The sequence below is a fragment of the Candidatus Liberimonas magnetica genome (genome assembly GCA_020523885.1).
GTDB lineage: Bacteria > Elusimicrobiota > Endomicrobiia > Endomicrobiales > JAFGIL01 > Liberimonas > Liberimonas magnetica.
In genome coordinates this window covers 1-18,710 of the sequence record JAJAPY010000003.1, presented here as the reverse complement: position 1 = coordinate 18,710, position 18,710 = coordinate 1, and the positions used below count along the sequence as shown (strand labels likewise).

The window sequence follows — 18,710 nt, the reverse complement described above, 5'->3', positions numbered from 1 at the left end:
AAAATTAATGAAAGCTTGATTGATAGATTATATTGTAAAATTAATAATTAGTCAAGGTTTAAGTTAAGGAAGTAATTAAGAGAAAAGCTAAGGAAGATTGGCTCTTAGAATTCTGAGACCTGTGTCATTGGCAGCAAGATAAATATAATTACCTGATACATAAACGCCGTACAGGTTCTGGCTGGAAGTTTTAAATCTTGCAACTTCCCATGGCCTGGTTGGATCGGAAATGTTTAGAATGCGCAAATAGTTATAATAACTGTCTATTACATAAGCATAATTCCCTTTAATGAAGACATCATATATATTGGAACTGTAAACATTCGGGTAAAATGAGCCGACTTCAGTGGGTGATGACGGGTTAGATATGTCAACTACCCTTAACCCGTATCCACCATAAGCAACATAGGCATAGTTCCCTGAGACTTTTGTTGTATACGCAGTATAATTGGTTGTAGGGTTATATGAGCCCGTTTCAGTAAGGGATGAAGTATTTGATATATTTATGATTCTAAGTCCGTAGTATGAGTCAGATACATATGCATAATTTCCTACAACAGCTACATCATATGCCGTATATGTATCGTAGGTGCCCAGGACCACAGGAGAAGAAGAAACCGAGATATTTACTATCTTAAGGCCGCTGCCACCAGCTGCGACATAAGCTTTATTACCAGCGACTTCAACACCGTAGCCCGTGTTCCCGATATTCACAGAACCTCTTTCAACAGGCGAAGAAGAAATAGAGACATTAAGGACTGTTAAATCATAATAACCGCCTGTGGCAAGATAGGCTTTATCATTGCCGACAAATGCTGCGTATGAATATTTGGATGTAAAACCGGCTTTTTTTGTCGGGCTTGCTGGATTAGTAACATTTATAATATGCAGGCCGCCGGTCTGGCATGATGCATAGGCTATACCGGAAGTGACAAAGACTTTATAGTAATTTTCGCTTGGGTTATAGTTGCCTATTTCAACTATCGGAACCATTTTTGTCAGGCCAAGAGTCGTTGTTGGATTTGTTGAGTTGCCTGCGCTGTTATAAGCACATAAAGTATAATAGAAAGAGGTATTAGGCATTAAACTTGTATTTGAATAACTTGAGGAATTTGCAGCTATGGTAGCTATGATTACTCCATAGCTCGTTATTGAAGTTGACCTGTATAGCCTGAATCCAAGTTCATTATTTGAATTATCTGTCCAGCTTAAGTTAACGAAGGTTGTAGATGCTTGTGTTACCTGGAAGTTTGCCGGGTTATCCGGTACAAAACTTCCGGATGAAGGGGCTATTCCGAAATCACATATGTCAAGCCCTGATGTGTCATCAGCAACATAAACGTAGTTCCCTTTTGCAAAAACTCCCCTTGCAGTTGCGGATGTCTGGTAACTTTTTAAAAGAGAAGGTGCAGCGGGGTTTGTGATGTCCAGGATTTCTATGCCGCTTGATTCTTCGGCCAGGTATAACCGGTTACCATATACATAGACACCCTTGCATAAACCTGCCGTGCTGTAAGAAGCAACAAGGCTCATTGAAGACGGATTAGAAACATTATATATCTTCAAACCATATGCCCCATTTGCCACATAAGCATAATTATTTTCTACATAAATATCATAGCATGTCCCGGAAACGGATTGCTGGCCAAGCGCCTGAAAATTGTTAGAGTTTACAGGGTTTGCCACATTAAGCACTTGAAATCCGTACGAACTATCTAATCCGATATAAGCATAATTTCCAGAAACAAATATACATTGAGCATTCCCAGCAACACTGTGGTATCCGACTTGCGATATGCTTGTTGGGTTGGTAATATTAAAAACCCTCATATCATATGAGCCGCCACTATCTGATACGAATGCATAATTGCCTTTAATACAGACATCATTTGCATTAGAATAAGCTGAAGAATTGCTTGCATAACTTATACTTGCCGGATTTGAAATATCTAACACATACAAGCCATAATAGCCAGCAGTGACATAGGCATAGTTTCCGGATACAGTTACATTATTTGTTGGATAACTGGAACTTATATCGTAACTTCCAACATTAGCAGGGTTTGTCGGGTTGGAGATATTTATTATCCTTAGGCCGTTATAATCAGCAACATAAGCATAGGGGCTTGAAACAAATACACCATAAGATTGTCCTGGTGTATCGTATTTTCCCACAAGAGGATCTATAGATAAAATTACAGGCCCAATTTCATCTGAAAAAGTTGCGTCTATAGAATTATAAGCCCTGATACGGTAATAATAGGATGTTCCTGCATTCAACCCGGAGGAATCAGTATATAAAGTTGAATTTTCTCCCATAGTAGCAAGCCAGGCATAGGTGCCGCCGGAATTTGTTTTTCTCTGTATATCGAACCCGGTTTCATTGTCAGAATTGTCATGCCAGGCAATGGATATTGATACTTTTGTCCTGTTTGACAGCCTCAGGTTAGTTGGAGCTGTGGGCGCAGTACTTGAAGCTGTGGTTGAAGATGCATTTGACTGGTAAATCTCCATTCCATAGGATGTATTTGCTGAATAAACATAATTTCCATAAATACATAATCCACGACAGTTTTTTGTAGTAGTATAGCTTCCGGCTTCAACTGGATTTTCAGGGTCAGCAAAAGATATTATTCTAAGCCCGTAATAATAGTCTGCAAGGTATGCCATATTATTTTTCACGCATACATCATACATATTATAACCGCTTACTGCTGTGTATTTGCCTTTAAATTGCGGGCTTGCTGGATTTGATACATCAATTACTACCAATCCGTTGTTATTGTCAATTACATATAAATAATTTCCGCTTTTATATAATGCTTTTGCATTAACACTATTATAGCTGTTGTCATTTGAGAAATTGCTGAACTGCGTAACCTGGTATGCGGAAGATGGAGAGCTTATATTTTCAATTCTAATGCCGTCTCCTCCGTTCGCCAAATATGCATAATCGCCTGAAATAAATATATCATTGACTATGATGCCGTTTGTAGCCAGGGTTTTTATTACTGTAGGTGCATTCGGATTTGAAACATCAAGTATTTCAAATCCGTTGTTATCCCCTACATATGCATAATTGCCGGAAACCTTGACAGCTGTTACACCGTTCCCGCTGGTATTGGCATAAGTGCCAACTATTACAGGAGCAGTTGGATTTAAGCAATTAATTATAGTCAAACCTGATGTGCCCTCTGCTACATAAGCATAGTTTCCGTTTACTGCGATATTTTTTGGCGCTGAGCTTAATCCGGATGATATACTTCCCGAAAGTACAGGAACCGCGATATTGGAGATGTCAACTATTGAGAATGCGCTGTCCATCGCAAGGTAAGCATAATTTCCTAAACATGCGACTTTATAAAAGGTTCCGGAAGCAGTATATGTGCCGAGTTTAGATATTGAAAGCACTCCCGTTGTAACACTTGTATTTGCGCCCGGATCATTTTGCTCTGATTCGCCGGTGTCATTATAAGCTTGTAGTCTATAATAATAACCGGTATTAGGGCTGACACTTGTATCGGAATATGTAGTGATATTTTTATCCACCGTGGCAATAGTAGAAAAGGGCGAACCGTTGTTTGACCGTTTTATTTTAAAACCAAACTCGTTATCAGAATTATCAGACCAGGTTAAATTTACCTGGGTGATAGATGTAGCGATACCGCTTAAATTGCTCGGTGCCTTAGGTATAGGCCCGCCCTGCTTGACATAAGCAGCGTCAAGTTTTTTGCTGGCGTCTTTAACTGCTTCAAGCAAGCCAAACTTGAAGTCAGCAAAACAACTCATTGTTGACAACAGCACAGCGGTTAGTGTTAAGAGTGTTAGTTTTTTCATATTTTTTAGAAATAAATATTAAAGCCTACGTTCCCCACTAAGTAGGATTCTTCTATCTTTGTTTCCTTAAATTCTTTATTATTTAGCCCAATAGCATACTGTCCTATATCCATGTTGAACGAAAAATGTTTTTTTATCATGAATTCCATGCCTAAGAAACCGCCACCCAGGTTACCCTGAAATTTCTGGATTGTTGTTTCGCCCTCAATATGGCCGCCTTCAATACCCATATATACGATAACGCTTGAGCGCGGGTTAAAGTTTATGTACAACCTGCCAGTTGTGATATTAATGTTATCGCCTGAATCGGCTTTTGCTTCAAAACCTAATACTCCGGGCAGCCATCTTAACGACGCTCCACCAGAGTGAAGGCCTAAACCAAACCTCGTTCTTACCGGAGGCTTGATTATCTTATCAAGGGCTATGTCAAAACTGTTTGTTTTGTTCGCTAAAACAGTCAGCTCATCTTCGTAAATTTTATACCCGCCCTTCTTTATCCTGACTTTATATTTGCCGGGTGCTATCTCTTGTTTTAGCGGGCTGTAGCCATATGATTTATCGTTTAAATAGATCTTTAATTCTTTCGGTTCTGTAGTTATTTCTATCACCGTTGGCAGTACCTGTAAAAAAGGGTTGAGATTTTTGATTTTATTGGCCTGTATAATTACCTTGTCAGTCCAATACATATTGCCTTTTTTAAGCTCAATGATGTGAGACTCTGCCGTAAGCTGTATCTCAGCTGGTGTGTTGCCTATGGAATTACCATCTATAATCAGCTCTGCACCTATAGGATTAGACTTAATTATGAGCGTGCCCTTTTCTTTTACTACCGAAACAGGCGCTGCGGTTGTTGGCGCTGCTGGAGGCACAAATGATTTCGTTGTTCTACCAGTAATCCTGTCTGCTAACTGTATACAAGCAGGCTGTATCTCCTGCAGGGAATTTGCACTGACTGTTTCGGCATTTATAATGGTGCCTTTCTCAACATCAACTATCCTTACGCTTACGTAATATATCTCTCCGAGTTTTGACAGGCTTCCCAGTATCATCCTTTGAACATTAAGCATCTTTCCCATTTTAACGGCGCATTCATCCGTAGTGCATCCGCTGCTCTGGAACTTCTGCTCGGCAAGCACCTGCTCCATGCTGCTTCGCTCAACAAGATTAAAAACCCCGGTATTTGTCAATGCATCACGCAAAAAGTCTGAAACGACCGATGCTTCCATGGCAGAAACGCCTTTTGCGTTAAGGTCTGAAACAGCTACGGTTAATTTTGTATTTGCTGCTGCCTGCGGCTGGGTGGGTTGATTTTCAGAATATGACATATTAAATGCCGTGCCTAATATCAGCACGGTTAATATGAGATGGCTTGTTATAAGATATACGGTTTTTTTCATAAAAGCAAAACTATTCTATTAAATATGTTTTAAAAAGTCAATGTCAAAATGCAATAAATTATGGAAGATTTGTTTTTAGAATCCTAAGGCCGGCCTGCGTATCCCCGATATAAATATAGTTACCCAAAACAAACACGCTATTCATATTGGTACCGGGCCCTTGATATCTGGCCACTTCGTGTGGATTCTTTGGATCAGCAATGTTTATTATATGTAATGTGCCATATACATTAGACACATAGGCATAATTTCCATTAAGATAAACATCATTGGCATAACTCACTGGAGCTGAACCAACTTCAGTTGGACTTGCAGGATTTGATATGTCAACTATTCTTAATCCGTTACCATGATAAGCTATATATGCATAATTTCCTAAAACCTTGACAGCAAATGCATTATGGCTATATCCGAGGTCATAATAACCGGTTTCAGATGGTGACGCTGGATTTGAAATATCTATTATTCTTAATCCATAATTATATGTCGCAAGATATGCATAATTGCCAACAACATCAACGTTGCAAGCTGAACCTGATGTAATAAAGGATCCAAGTAATACAGGATTTGTTGAAACTGAAATATCTATTATTTGAAGCCCATTTGGAGCAGCAGCTGAATATGCCTTATTCCCTATTATATCAACGCCCCACGACATATTCCCGGCCGAACCTTTTAACACAGGTGAAGATGAAACAGAAACGTCGAGAATAGTTAAATTGTTTGCGCAAACGTACGCTTTTTTATCTGTAACAAATGATTTCGAAGGAGGTATGGAGGTATAATTTCCAACTATGGTAGGGTTTGTTGGAGTAGATATATTAATGATTTGAAAACTATAGCTCTCGGATGTTGAAGCATAAGCATAACCGGAAGTAACATATACATGATAAATATTTTCTGAGGGGTTATAACTGCCGATTTCAACTATAGGAACCGCTTTTGTAAAACCAATAACAGTATCAGTAGCAATAGAATTACCCGCAGAGTTATAGGCATATAACCTGTAATAATATGAAGTATTAGGCATTAGGCCGGTGTTGGAGTAAGTGGAACTGTTAGCAGCAAGAGTTGCGATTATAACTCCGTATGAATTGGCCGATGTTGACTTGTATAATCTATATCCAGTTTCATTGCTGGAAACATCTGTCCAGGCCAAGTTGACAAAAGTATATGAAGCCTTTGCAACCTGGAAATTTATAGGTTTATCCGGCACTATAGAACTTGTAGACGGCACAATGCCAAAATCAAAAATATTCAAATCGCCGCCGCTCAGGCCGCAATATACATATTTGCCTTTTGCGTAAATACTGTGTACATAAGAGCCAGTGCCTCCTGTGGGTGTAAAGCTTTTAACCAATGTTGGCAATGCCGGGTTTGAAATGTCAAGTATCTCAATACCGTTGGAGGTTTCTGCCAGATATATGTAGTTTCCATAGACATAAATTTTATCACAGGCGGAAGTTGTATATGTTTTAACTAATATGGGTGATGCCGGGTTTGTTATATCATAGATCTTCAAGCCAAATGAGCCGCCAATATACAGGTAATTACCGCTTACACTAATACTCTTGCATGCCCCGGTAATTGTTGTCTGAGATACTAAAACCGGGTTTGCTGAGTGATTGCTGATATTAAGTATTCGAAATCCCTGGTTAGAATCAAAGGCAAGATATGCATAGTTACCGGAAACGGCGATAGCCTGGGCGCTCCCGCTTGCGCTATACGTTTTAGGTGAAGATCCATTCAGGCTGGAAGGGTCGGATATATCAAAAATTGACAGGTCATTTGAAGAGCTGCTGTCTGAAAGATAAGCATAATTTCCGCTTACAGTAACACCGTTGGCATTGCCGTAAGTGGCATAGTTCCCAAACGTGGACATAGAAGTAGTTGGCAGAGTAGTTATGTCATAAGCTTCTATCCCGTAATATCCGTAAGCTACATAAACGTAGTTACCGGACACATGTACACTATTTGCGTTGGAACTTATAGTATAGTTTCCTGCTATTACCGGATTTGCAGGGTCAGTAATATCTAAAACAGAAAGGCCATGGTTCCCGGCAGCTAAGAAGGCATACGGGCTTGATATAAAAATATCATAAACTGTTCCGTATGTAGAGTATTTTCCAATAAGTGGGTCTGTGGATAAAATTACAGGCCCGATTTCACCTGAAAAAGTTGCAGCTACGGAATTATAAGCTCTGATACGGTAATAATAAGACGTTCCTTGAACCAGGCCGGATGAATCGGTATATAAAGTTGAGTTTTCTCCCGTAGTATCAAGCCAAGTATATGTGCCGCCGGAATTTGTTTTTCTCTGGATATCAAACCCTGTTTCATTATCAGAATTGTCCTGCCAGGCAATCGTTATTGAGGTTTTTGTCCTGGTTGACAGCCGGAGGTTGCCTGGGGCTGCCGGAGCAGATACTGGAACGGATGAAACATTGATTTCATAAATATCCAGCCCGTTAATGTCATTTGCAGCGCATAGATAGTTTCCATAAAGGCAGAGGCCGCGGCAATTTTTGGTAGCTGTATAACTGCCTGCTTCGACAGGATTTTCAGGGTCGGCCACAGATATCATCCTTAGTCCATAATTATAATCAGGCAGATAGGCTATATTGTTTTTTGCACACATATCATACATGCTATAACCGCTTAAATTCGTATATTTTCCCGCAAACTGCGGGTTCGCCGGATTTGACACATCTATTATTATCAGGCCCCAAACTTCATCAGTTACATATAAATAGTTTCCGTTTTTATATACATTTTTTGTGTTAACAATAATATTATCATTTGGATTTGTCGAATATTTGCTGAATTGTGAAACCTGGTATGCGGAAGAGGGGTTACTGATGTTTTCAATCCTGATTCCATCAACTCCATTTGCCAGATACGCGTAGTCGCCGGAAATAAATATGTCATGAATTGTATTAGCGTTTGCAGCCAATGTCTTGATCAAGGTAGGAGAAGACGGGTTAGAAACATCCAGTATCTCAAAGCCCAGGTTATCGCCAATATACGCATAATTTCCGGAAACCTGGACAGCCGTAAAACCTTGATTACTTGATGCGTTTGAAGTGGTATAAGTTCCAGCTATCGTAGGAGCAGCGGGATTTGAACAGTTAATTACAATTAATCCGGAAGCGCCATCTGCCACATAGGCATAATTACCGCTTACAGATATATTTTTGGGTGTTGAACTCAAACCGGATGATAATATCCCAACTTGAGTTGGATTGGCAGTGTTTGAAATATTTACTATGGACATAGCGCTGTCCATTAAAATATAGGCATAATTACTTAAACAGGAAACTTTATAAAATGTCTTCCCCGCTGATGTAAATGTTCCCAGTTTAGTTATGGTTAAGGCTCTTGTTGTAACACTTGTATTTGCTCCTGAATCTTCATAGGATTCACCTGTGTCATTATAAGCATGAATTCTATAATTATATGTTGTATTGGGGCTTACGCTTGTATCTGAGAATGAAGTGACATTTTTATCTATCGTGGCAATCGTAGAAAAGGGAGAGCCGTTGCTTGCACGTTTTATCTTAAAACCAAACTCGTTATCTGAATTATCGCTCCAGGTTAGATTGACCTGGCTGATAGATACAGCAATACCGCTTAAATTGCTCGGTGCCTTAGGTATAGGCCCGCCCTGCTTGACATAAGCAGCGTCAAGTTTTTTGCTGGCGTCTTTAACTGCTTCAAGCAAGCCAAACTTGAAGTCAGCAAAACAACTCATTGTTGACAACAGCACAGCGGTTAGTGTTAAGAGTGTTAGTTTTTTCATATTTTTTAGAAATAAATATTAAAGCCTACGTTCCCCACTAAGTAGGATTCTTCTATCTTTGTTTCCTTAAATTCTTTATTATTTAGCCCAATAGCATACTGTCCTATATCCATGTTGAACGAAAAATGTTTTTTTATCATGAATTCCATGCCTAAGAAACCGCCACCCAGGTTACCCTGAAATTTCTGGATTGTTGTTTCGCCCTCAATATGGCCGCCTTCAATACCCATATATACGATAACGCTTGAGCGCGGGTTAAAGTTTATGTACAACCTGCCAGTTGTGATATTAATGTTATCGCCTGAATCGGCTTTTGCTTCAAAACCTAATACTCCGGGCAGCCATCTTAACGACGCTCCACCAGAGTGAAGGCCTAAACCAAACCTCGTTCTTACCGGAGGCTTGATTATCTTATCAAGGGCTATGTCAAAACTGTTTGTTTTGTTCGCTAAAACAGTCAGCTCATCTTCGTAAATTTTATACCCGCCCTTCTTTATCCTGACTTTATATTTGCCGGGTGCTATCTCTTGTTTTAGCGGGCTGTAGCCATATGATTTATCGTTTAAATAGATCTTTAATTCTTTCGGTTCTGTAGTTATTTCTATCACCGTTGGCAGTACCTGTAAAAAAGGGTTGAGATTTTTGATTTTATTGGCCTGTATAATTACCTTGTCAGTCCAATACATATTGCCTTTTTTAAGCTCAATGATGTGAGACTCTGCCGTAAGCTGTATCTCAGCTGGTGTGTTGCCTATGGAATTACCATCTATAATCAGCTCTGCACCTATAGGATTAGACTTAATTATGAGCGTGCCCTTTTCTTTTACTACCGAAACAGGCGCTGCGGTTGTTGGCGCTGCTGGAGGCACAAATGATTTCGTTGTTCTACCAGTAATCCTGTCTGCTAACTGTATACAAGCAGGCTGTATCTCCTGCAGGGAATTTGCACTGACTGTTTCGGCATTTATAATGGTGCCTTTCTCAACATCAACTATCCTTACGCTTACATAATAGATATCTCCAAGTTTCGATAAGCTTCCCAGTATCATCCTTTGAACATTAAGCATCTTTCCCATTTTAACAGCGCATTCATCGGTTGTGCAGCCGCTGCTCTGGAACTTCTGCTCGGCCAGGACTTGCTCCATGCTGCTCCGCTCAACCAGGTTATAAACACCGGTGTTTGTCAGTGAATCACGCAGAAAATCTGAAACAACCGATGCCTCCATAGCAGAAACACCTTTTGCGTTAAGATCGGAAACTGCTACCGTAACTTTCCCGCCTGGCTGGGCAGCTGGTGACGGTGCAGGCTGGCCTTCGCTACAATAGGAAAAATTAAACGCTGTACATATTATCAAAACAGTTGGTAAAAAACGATTTGTTATGATGTAGCTTGAGGTTTTTTTCATGTATGCAATATCATTCTATAACAATTTTTTTTAAAAAGCAATGTGTTTTTTAGCACATGTGCCTTTAAACACATATTAGATTAAGGAGTGATTAAGTTGTTTTTATTTTAGAAATTAGTTCATCCATTTCAAAGCTCTCACCTTTTCCTACCTTTATATAAAACGAGGCTATACTTAATTGTGCCCTGAGTTTAAATAATTCTACTTGAGCCTTGAAACCGCTTTTCAGAGCTGCTGAAGATTCTTCCTGGTAAGCCTTTAAAAAGGTGCTGTCCTTGTATTTCTCCTGGATTTTGGGGTAATTGTCAAACTGAGCTTTGAACTGTGCAAGAAAATACCCTACGTCAAACTCAGGGGGCATTACAATGGAGTTATTGAAATCTATAACCGACACAAAAAGAGTGCTTGGGTCATGGGTTTTATCAAAACCGATTATTATGTTTTTTGGATGGAAATCGCCGTGGCATTGCACAAAACCTGCATCCGGCCCTGCGAATAGGGCGTTTTCTCCAATTTTAACGAACTCGATTGCCTCAAGTGCTTTCTTTTTAAACGGGCTGTTTGTACTGATGAACACATTTTTATAAGATTCAAATCTTTTCATTTCCCTTTTTGCCGAGTCTTCCTTTGTAGTAAGTTTTAGTTTTGCATTATGGAGCCTGGCAAGCCATTTTGCCGTTAGTTTAAAGTATTCAAGCCCGGCATCGCTCTTAGTGTTAAGAAGAACCTCGAATAAATTTTTGCCTCTCTGGCCTTCCTCTATTACCAGGTTTTCTTTCGGACTGATATCTATGATCTGCGGAACCCTGTACTTGCTTGTAGAGTTAAAACCTTTTTCATAAATAGCTTTGTTTATATCTACGGAGAGTTTTTCCTTTTCCCATTTTGCAGTATTTGAGATCTTTTTTATTATTATTCTGTTTCTTTCTTCGTCCTCACCCTTTGTACCGAAAGTAACCTCAGTAACGATTAAATGGCTTCCCGACCTGGGTATCTCCTTGAAAAAAGGCCGTACCCTGCCTGCCCTTAGTTCTGTAACTACGTCATTAATATTATTTACCGGATGGTCAAACTGGGAAGGAAGTATAGCTATTCTTTCATTGTCATGAGTATCTGAGCCGCTCGTGGCTGTAAATTTGTATTCATGCCACAGTTTTAAGCCCAGATAGTTTTCTTTATGGGTCTGATTAGACGAAAAAATCTCGATAGCATCTAATAAAGGATTGAAAAGCTTGCCTTTCTCCGGAATAAAACCGTTCCTGAAAGGATGTGCCCATATAACGGCCGCGTCCGGGTATTGCTCCCTTAAGCTACTTAACGATATTTTGTCTGTGATTGACTTGTCAGCGCCATAGATAAGTATGTGTCCCATGTCAGTCTGAACTTCCTGAGCGGAAAGTATAAGAAAGTTTTCGCTTATTTCTGCTTTTTTCCTTAATTCATTTAGCTCTTCATCACTCCAAAGGTAATTATGTTCAGTGATTATTATTCCCTGAAGGCCTTTTAAAACTGTTTGTTTAACAATAGTTATAGGATCAATTGTAGAACATGAGGAATGCTTGGATGTGTGGGAATGCAATTCAAGAAGCATAATTATTGATTATTAGGAATTATCTGTTGTTCTTTTTTTGCCAGTTTACTTTTTACTATCTTTGCCAAAAAATCAGGTGTTTGATTGTTCCCGAGTATTTCTTGCAGGAATTCTTTTTTATCTATAGCTTTTACAACTTCTGAAAGTGCTGGAGCGCCTACAAATCCTACAGAATCTCTGTTTAGAACAAGTGCGTCTTTATAAATAGAATATAGTATATCCTGATTTCCCTTGTCGTAAAGCTTTTTAATAAGAATATTAAAGCCATTGCTTTCTCTTCCGCCCGGCATATATGATTTACTAAGCCGTATCGCTACTTCAACCATATCTTTCGGGTCATCCATCCTGTCAATGGCTAGTTTTTGTATTTTTTTGATGTTCTTATAACTTATAAAAACTTTAAGTTCTTCTGCGATTTGTTCATAATTTGTACTGTTTAGTAAGGCAAGAGACTTTAAGGTGCTGCCTGTAGCCCTTTCGCTTTGGATATACCTGTATCCTACTGAAGGTTTTGTTGATATATAACCATGGGTTCCACCGTTTATAATTACAGCAATGGCTATAATCCCAAGCAATGTTTCACCTCTCTGTTCAGCTGCGGAAAAACCTATTTTATATAGAAAAAGGTTACATTTATCTAGAATATTTTTTATGATGCCTCCAGCTACCGCCATGAAAGCAGCGCCTATGACCAACGAGACAGCCAAAGCAAGAATGGTCCTTAGCATTATCTCCGCCGGATCAAAGAAGTTTTTAACCTGCAAGATCACTACGGCCAGTACTTCAAAACAAAATAGAGACATATAAAACCAGATTTTTGGCATTTTCCCCTTCCCTTTTGAAGATGTATTCCCAGGAAATAGTTTGACGAAACAGAGTAAGATGTTTTTTACAAATGGTATAAAATAAAATTGCCTATGTCAAATACCTTAAAAGGACTCAAAATAAATTATTATTTATGCATAAAATCAACAGATTATTGATCCACTGCAAGGCTAATAAAATTATTTTAACTACTCTTTGGAAAACTGTCACCGCCAAATTTTCTTGATATGCGGTTTTGGAATGTTTATCTCGACCCAGAGCTTATTGAATTCTTTTTTATAAGACTGTATAACTTGAGGGTCGTCAATAAAAACAGCATTTTCATAGTTGAACTTTTCAGCGCTGTAAGTCCAGTTGTATGAACCGGTCATAACTGTTTTATTGTCGAATATAGCAACTTTATTGTGCATCAAGCCACCCTTTTGGCCTGCAAGAGATTTTATTTTTATGCCGCTATTCTTTAAAAAAACTGCCATTGAGTTTTCTTCCAGGCTCTGAGACTCGTCTACTATCAGCCTTATGCTAACACCTTTTTCTTTTGCTTTTATAAGTGCGTTCGCTATCCGTTTGTAAGTTATATGAAATATCATTAGATCAATGGAGTGTTTGCTTTCATTTACGTTTTTAAGGACTTCTTTCAATATACCGCCGTTCGGTGAATAAAATACTTTTGTTTCGGCCAGCAAAGACCCAGAACAGCTTAAGAAAAAGGCCAGCAAAATAATGATTTTAATTTTCATTTATTTTTCTTGAATAATTTATCAAAGGCATCGGGGGCGCTGGGTATTTTTTCCTTATTTGTCTTTGTAGGAAATGGTTTGTCAACAAATCGGAACTCTTCGCAATAATTGGCCTTTTGTTTGTCAACTATGGCTTCTATATCGTTGACTTCACATTGATTGGATTTTGATGGATTATAAAAAAGGCAATTTTGACAGACATGAAGATCGGATTGGCAACCGGTGCAGGTTTTCCTTGACCCGGGCTCTATGGGCTCTTTCCAGACTTCTAGACATTTATAACAATATTTCATATGCTGCGTTCATGAAATTAATACTTCTTTTCCTAAAAGTATTCTACTATTTTTTGGTGATAATATCAAGGAAAAATTGTGTCTTTGTTCGAAATTTTGTAAAATATATTTTATATGATAACAGAGTACCCTGTTTTTGAAAACCTTTCTTATTTACATAAGGATGATTTGTCAAATGCCATAAATGCCTTTAACTTAAGGGCATCAGAGTTTTCACTAGGTTTTCTATATGGCTACAGAGAATCCTTTGAATTTAAATTGACAAGAATAAATTCAAACATCTGTGTTTACGGCCTAATAGATAAGAACCCGTCATTTCTTGCGCCTATCGGAAATAACCTTATACCTGCAACGATATATGAATGTTTTAAATATATTGAACAAAAACATTCTAAAGGCTGCCTTTATTCCATAGACCCAAAAGCAGTTCCCTCCCTTGACAAACTAGGTTTAACTGTCAGGCCCGATAGAAGCAATTATGATTATGTGTACCGAGTAAGCGACCTCGCATATCTTACAGGTTCAAATTACCAGGCAAAGAGAAATTTTGTTAAAGGGTTCATCAATAAATATGAGTTTGAATATTTAAAGTTGACCCCTGAACTTGCAGAGGAATGTAAGAGCTTTCAGAAAATATGGTGTGAAAAGAAACGCTGCAAAGATGATTTTTCGCTGAATGCAGAAAACAGCGTTGTAATAGAGCTTTTGGATAATTTTGAGAAGTTGAATTTGTTTGGCTGTGTTATAAAAGTTAAGGGAGTTATCGGGGCATTTAATATAGCTGAAAAAATGAATGAAACTACAGCCCTGGTCCATGTAGAAAAAGCTGATAACGGTTTTAGAGGGATATATCAGGCAGTGAACAACCTCTTCTGCAAAAATGATCTTTTAGGAAAATTTGAATTTGTGAACCGCGAACAGGACATAGGAGATGAAGGTTTAAGAAAAGCAAAATTGTCTTATCACCCGTCCGGTATGGTCGAAAAATATATTATAGAATTATAACCTGCCTGTTGCACCATACAAGGTATGGGGATGTCATGCCTGCTTGTCTAAATCGGGCTTCCTATTGTTTATTTTCTTCGGGAATAGAACATTCATCACAACAACAAGAAGATATCCCAATCAGTTTATACAATGGGCAGAATCCTATCGCACTTGTGATAAGAAGCAGAACAGCAAGAATCCCTAGAATAAGAGCGATACTGCTTGTCAGAATTCCCTTGAATAACAGAATCCCTATTATGACAGCAAGCATGGCCCTTATCAATCTGTCCAGCGAACCTATATTCTTTTTCATGGACCACCTCTGATTTAGCGATCAGCATATAGCGTTTAGCCTATAGAAAAAATAAAATTACAATTTATCTTTTTTTTACTATACGCTAGCCGCTACACGCTGTGTTTGTCCGCTCTACACTTTTTATTATACTATGTCTTCCTGGCCAAGGGTCATTTTTCCGCCTTCAGCCTTAATCTTCTCTATAGATGCTTTAACTATTTGATCTACTTTGTTCGAAAGAGCAACAATGTAATCCGCACCTGTTCTGAAACCCGCTTCCTTAACCATCTTCTTCACTTTGCTGGTAACTACTAATACTTCTGCCATGATACTGCCTCCTTGTTTTATTTGCTATTTTGATGTTTAATATAGCACATTTTTATTTATCCCCCTTCGCAGAAAACTGCGGACGTAAGTCCGCAGATGGATGCGAAGAATGGGATCCGCCGAAGCTATATTGCCGATACGGCGAATAGCCGTGATTATCGGCAATATGTTTAGCGTAGGCGGATGCTTCGGGGGATTCCGCTCCCCCCTAAGAAAATGAAGATACTATGGCCGTACGTGTCCTTCCGAAGCTTTAGCGAAGGAGGAAGGCCATAGAGCTTCATTTTAGTTTTTTTTGTATTAAAAAAGCAAGTGGAGACCGCTGAAAAAATCATCAACGGTCTTGATTACAACGATTTTAGACTGCGATTACAATGATCTATAGACTCTAAATAATCACCGGCATCTTGAAGTTAATCACCGTAATCAGAGATTGCTGGGGTTTTTCAGCAATCTAAAGTTAATGATAAGCCTTAGGATTTTTATGCCTGAAATGAAGATATATCCTGTCTGTATTTTTAAGATTTTTTTCTATTCTTTGGTAAAGGTTTTTAACTTCAGGTTTTAATAAAAACCTTAAAATACGCCTTCTTAAGTCCTCATTATATTTACCCGGAATAATCTCAACTATATTAATTCTTTTTTCTTGTGCTGCTGCTATTATGGCATTAAGCTCTGCTTCTATGTCCCCACCACGCTTGTAAATCTTAGTTAATTCTAATTGAAGTTTAGACATTTTATTTTTGTTGTCAATGTTGATTTCCTATCCGCTCTACGCTATCCGCTGAACGCTATTTTTTGTCCTGCATATCCTTGTAATACTGCGTTATTACTTCTTTTGCCCTGGCTTCATGTTTTTTATCAACCGCTACCTTTATTGGTATGGCATTGCTTAAAAATATGTTTATTGAAACAAGATGTTCGTTTATTATAGTACATTCAATACTGTTTGAACCGAGAAGCGATTTTATAAAATTAGCTTCAATCGAATTGTTAGTAGTAAAAACCTCAACCATGTTTTCAAATTGTATTTCGTCTTCCTGAGGCAGTTCATTAACAAGGTCAGCTCCGCACTCATCGCACTTCTTTATTTCATCGATATACTCGGTTCTGCATTTTGGACAGTACATTTAATTTTCTCCTCTCATAGATTTTTATTTATTCAGGAATACAAACGCTCCATTCAGGACTAAGGCAAAACTTACCCAAAGGATGTAAGGAATAAGAAGTGCCCCTGAATACTTGGATATTTTATAAAAAGAAATAATATTAAGCAAAATCGAGATCCAAAGCAAAACTATTACGATCATCGCACCTGCAAATGAGTGCATGCCGAAAAACACTATGGACCATAATGTATTTAAACAAAGTTGAATAAAAAATACAAGAATAGCCCTTCTTTTTTGCCAGATATTTTGAACCTCTTTTTCCCAGATAATAAAAAGAGCTATCCCCATGAGCGTAAAAAGTATTGTCCATACCGGCCCAAAAACCCAGTTAGGCGGGTTAAAAGATGGCTTATTAAGAGTCTCATACCAGCTGGATATGGCATCGGTTGTATACAAGCTTCCTATTAACCCCGCCATCTGTGCTATAAGGATACACCCAATAAGTCTAAATGTTTTTTGCATATATTCCTTTATTTTTGCCTATTGAGAGAATTTTAAGCCTGGTTTATTCTTATATCTCTTTTCATAAAATTACCATTACCACCTCCGGGGTGGCAGCAGGTTTTATTCACCATAGATTTGCGCTGACGGGATCGCTTGAACGGTCAATAAGCGAAATCGAAGAGGCAGGGCACATTGCCCGGCATACGCCGCAGCCAAAACACTTTGTTTTATCGACCTTACATTTATTTTCTAACGCTATATGATCTATGGCTTTTACAGGGCATAGTTTTTCGCACTTCAGGCATCCAATGCATTTTAACTGATCGACCTGAGCGATATATTCTGAACGGAAAAGCGACGACAATCCAAGCCCGTGTGTAGAGCGCATCGCAAGGCAATCTTCCAGGCCGCAATTACATATCCCGCCGATAAACGGCGTCATAAATGTCCATACAGAGTGGATCAGCCCCTGAGCGTCATACCTTGATACCGTTTCCATAGCCTGTTCAACTGTCATAGATTCATGTTTTGACAGGTCAGGGCTTCCGAAATAATCCATGTCAAACTCTTCATACCAGAGTGCCGGGTTAAGAGTTATGCCAAAACAGCAGCGTTCTTCTTTTTTCTTTGAGGCCCAGCGGCAGCCGCAGGCTATCCGCGAAATGCTTGAGCTCATTTCAAATATGGAGCGTACGTCTTCAAGAGGTATAACCTGGCCGTAATGGATGTCTTTGTTTTTCTTGATGAAACGGCTTGCCAAAAACTTAGGAGCTTTTTTTCCGTTAAAAAGCTTTTCTAATTTAGTTAATTCGTTATGCCCCCGGCCTATAACCTTATGATAAAATGTATGTATGAACTCTTTTCTTCTTATATCGCTCAACAGGTCATGGGAATAATTTTTTATATTCAGGTACCACTTTTTTCCTTCCCCGTGTTTCTGGCAGAATTCACACATTTAAAAACTCCATTTCATATTTTTCCGATTTAATTTGAAGTATTATACAATTTATTTTTATTTTTTGCACTAAATGCTGCAAATTAAGATATAATAAAGCAAGAGTAAGTCCCACCTTTGGCGGGACGCGGCTAAGGAGGTGAATAGTATGATGATATTAGCAGTTCCTATTTTGGTAGTAACAGCGATCGGTTATTGGGTGCTTATCACAGCCTACAAAGAACAGCATAAAGGCCTAAAAACGCTTGGAAGCATAATTGGCTATGTAATTATAGTAGTTACAACTATAGCTTTGGTTTTTTGTCTGCTTTCTCCTATTTGCTGCCCTGGTATGATGGGCGGCCATCACATGGGAATGATGAAACATGGTAAATGGGGCAAGAAATGTTTTAAAATGCCCTGTGGCCCCGGAATGTTGGAAAATAAAGGTATGACGGGCGGAAAATGCGGTATGATGCAGAAAGAAGAATCCGAACCGGAACCCGAGAACGAAAAATAAAGAAACAATGAAACAGCCTTTACAGGTGAAAAAATACTCTCAGGGACAAAAGCCTTGAGAGTATTTTTTTGTGAATTTAGTCAAAATATAGCACTACTTCGTTAAGTCGAATATCATACGACACTCTTTCGTCTTCGGTGTCTTTG

At 38.7% G+C, this 18,710-nt stretch carries 15 protein-coding genes; 2 read left to right on the top strand and 13 right to left on the bottom strand.

Going from position 1 to position 18,710, the window contains the following annotated elements; genetic code table 11:
• Positions 1 to 87: 87 nt before the first annotated feature.
• From LHV68_03145 to LHV68_03115, 7 genes are all read right to left on the bottom strand, one after another.
• A complete protein-coding gene (locus LHV68_03145) occupies positions 88 to 3,837 on the bottom strand; it encodes a fibronectin type III domain-containing protein (GenBank protein ID MCB4790863.1) in 3,750 nt (1,249 codons plus the stop codon).
• Positions 3,838 to 3,842: 5 nt separating this feature from the next.
• Positions 3,843 to 5,234 (bottom strand): PEGA domain-containing protein, encoded by a 1,392-nt coding sequence (locus LHV68_03140; GenBank protein ID MCB4790862.1) that lies wholly within the window; start codon positions 5,232 to 5,234, stop codon positions 3,843 to 3,845.
• A gap of 58 nt (positions 5,235 to 5,292) precedes the next feature.
• Positions 5,293 to 9,033 (bottom strand): fibronectin type III domain-containing protein, encoded by a 3,741-nt coding sequence (locus LHV68_03135; GenBank protein ID MCB4790861.1) that lies wholly within the window; start codon positions 9,031 to 9,033, stop codon positions 5,293 to 5,295.
• 5 nt (positions 9,034 to 9,038) lie between these two features.
• Positions 9,039 to 10,439 (bottom strand): PEGA domain-containing protein, encoded by a 1,401-nt coding sequence (locus LHV68_03130; GenBank protein ID MCB4790860.1) that lies wholly within the window; start codon positions 10,437 to 10,439, stop codon positions 9,039 to 9,041.
• A gap of 91 nt (positions 10,440 to 10,530) precedes the next feature.
• Positions 10,531 to 12,030: a phosphotransferase gene (locus LHV68_03125; protein MCB4790859.1), complete on the bottom strand. Its 1,500-nt coding sequence runs from the start codon at positions 12,028 to 12,030 to the stop codon at positions 10,531 to 10,533.
• Positions 12,031 to 12,032: 2 nt separating this feature from the next.
• On the bottom strand, positions 12,033 to 12,854 hold the full coding sequence (locus tag LHV68_03120; GenBank protein ID MCB4790858.1) for a hypothetical protein: 822 nt from the start codon (positions 12,852 to 12,854) through the stop codon (positions 12,033 to 12,035).
• A gap of 207 nt (positions 12,855 to 13,061) precedes the next feature.
• Positions 13,062 to 13,595 carry a phospholipase D-like domain-containing protein gene (locus LHV68_03115; protein ID MCB4790857.1) on the bottom strand — a complete coding sequence of 178 codons (534 nt, stop codon included), beginning with the start codon at positions 13,593 to 13,595 and terminating at the stop codon, positions 13,062 to 13,064.
• Between the two features lie 407 nt (positions 13,596 to 14,002).
• Here LHV68_03115 and LHV68_03110 point away from each other — a divergent pair, with 407 nt between their 5' ends.
• Positions 14,003 to 14,893, top strand: a complete 891-nt coding sequence (locus LHV68_03110; protein MCB4790856.1) for a phosphatidylglycerol lysyltransferase domain-containing protein — start codon at positions 14,003 to 14,005, stop codon at positions 14,891 to 14,893.
• A 61-nt stretch (positions 14,894 to 14,954) separates the two neighbouring features.
• Here LHV68_03110 and LHV68_03105 read toward each other — a convergent pair whose 3' ends face one another.
• The 6 genes from LHV68_03105 to LHV68_03080 all read right to left on the bottom strand — a co-directional run bounded on the left by LHV68_03105 (position 14,955) and on the right by LHV68_03080 (position 18,065).
• Positions 14,955 to 15,188, bottom strand: coding sequence for a DUF2892 domain-containing protein (locus tag LHV68_03105; GenBank protein ID MCB4790855.1), 234 nt, complete (start codon positions 15,186 to 15,188; stop codon positions 14,955 to 14,957).
• 126 nt (positions 15,189 to 15,314) lie between these two features.
• Positions 15,315 to 15,497 carry a hypothetical protein gene (locus LHV68_03100; protein ID MCB4790854.1) on the bottom strand — a complete coding sequence of 61 codons (183 nt, stop codon included), beginning with the start codon at positions 15,495 to 15,497 and terminating at the stop codon, positions 15,315 to 15,317.
• Positions 15,498 to 15,957: 460 nt separating this feature from the next.
• Positions 15,958 to 16,233 carry a DNA mismatch repair protein MutS gene (locus tag LHV68_03095; protein ID MCB4790853.1) on the bottom strand — a complete coding sequence of 92 codons (276 nt, stop codon included), beginning with the start codon at positions 16,231 to 16,233 and terminating at the stop codon, positions 15,958 to 15,960.
• Positions 16,234 to 16,288: 55 nt separating this feature from the next.
• Positions 16,289 to 16,627, bottom strand: a complete 339-nt coding sequence (locus LHV68_03090) for a DUF2007 domain-containing protein (GenBank protein MCB4790852.1) — start codon at positions 16,625 to 16,627, stop codon at positions 16,289 to 16,291.
• Between the two features lie 24 nt (positions 16,628 to 16,651).
• Positions 16,652 to 17,128 carry a tryptophan-rich sensory protein gene (locus LHV68_03085; protein ID MCB4790851.1) on the bottom strand — a complete coding sequence of 159 codons (477 nt, stop codon included), beginning with the start codon at positions 17,126 to 17,128 and terminating at the stop codon, positions 16,652 to 16,654.
• 106 nt (positions 17,129 to 17,234) lie between these two features.
• Positions 17,235 to 18,065 (bottom strand): 4Fe-4S binding protein, encoded by an 831-nt coding sequence (locus LHV68_03080; GenBank protein MCB4790850.1) that lies wholly within the window; start codon positions 18,063 to 18,065, stop codon positions 17,235 to 17,237.
• A 148-nt stretch (positions 18,066 to 18,213) separates the two neighbouring features.
• Between LHV68_03080 and LHV68_03075 the strand changes: the two genes are divergently transcribed.
• Positions 18,214 to 18,564, top strand: a complete 351-nt coding sequence (locus LHV68_03075; protein MCB4790849.1) for a hypothetical protein — start codon at positions 18,214 to 18,216, stop codon at positions 18,562 to 18,564.
• Positions 18,565 to 18,710 lie beyond the last annotated feature (146 nt).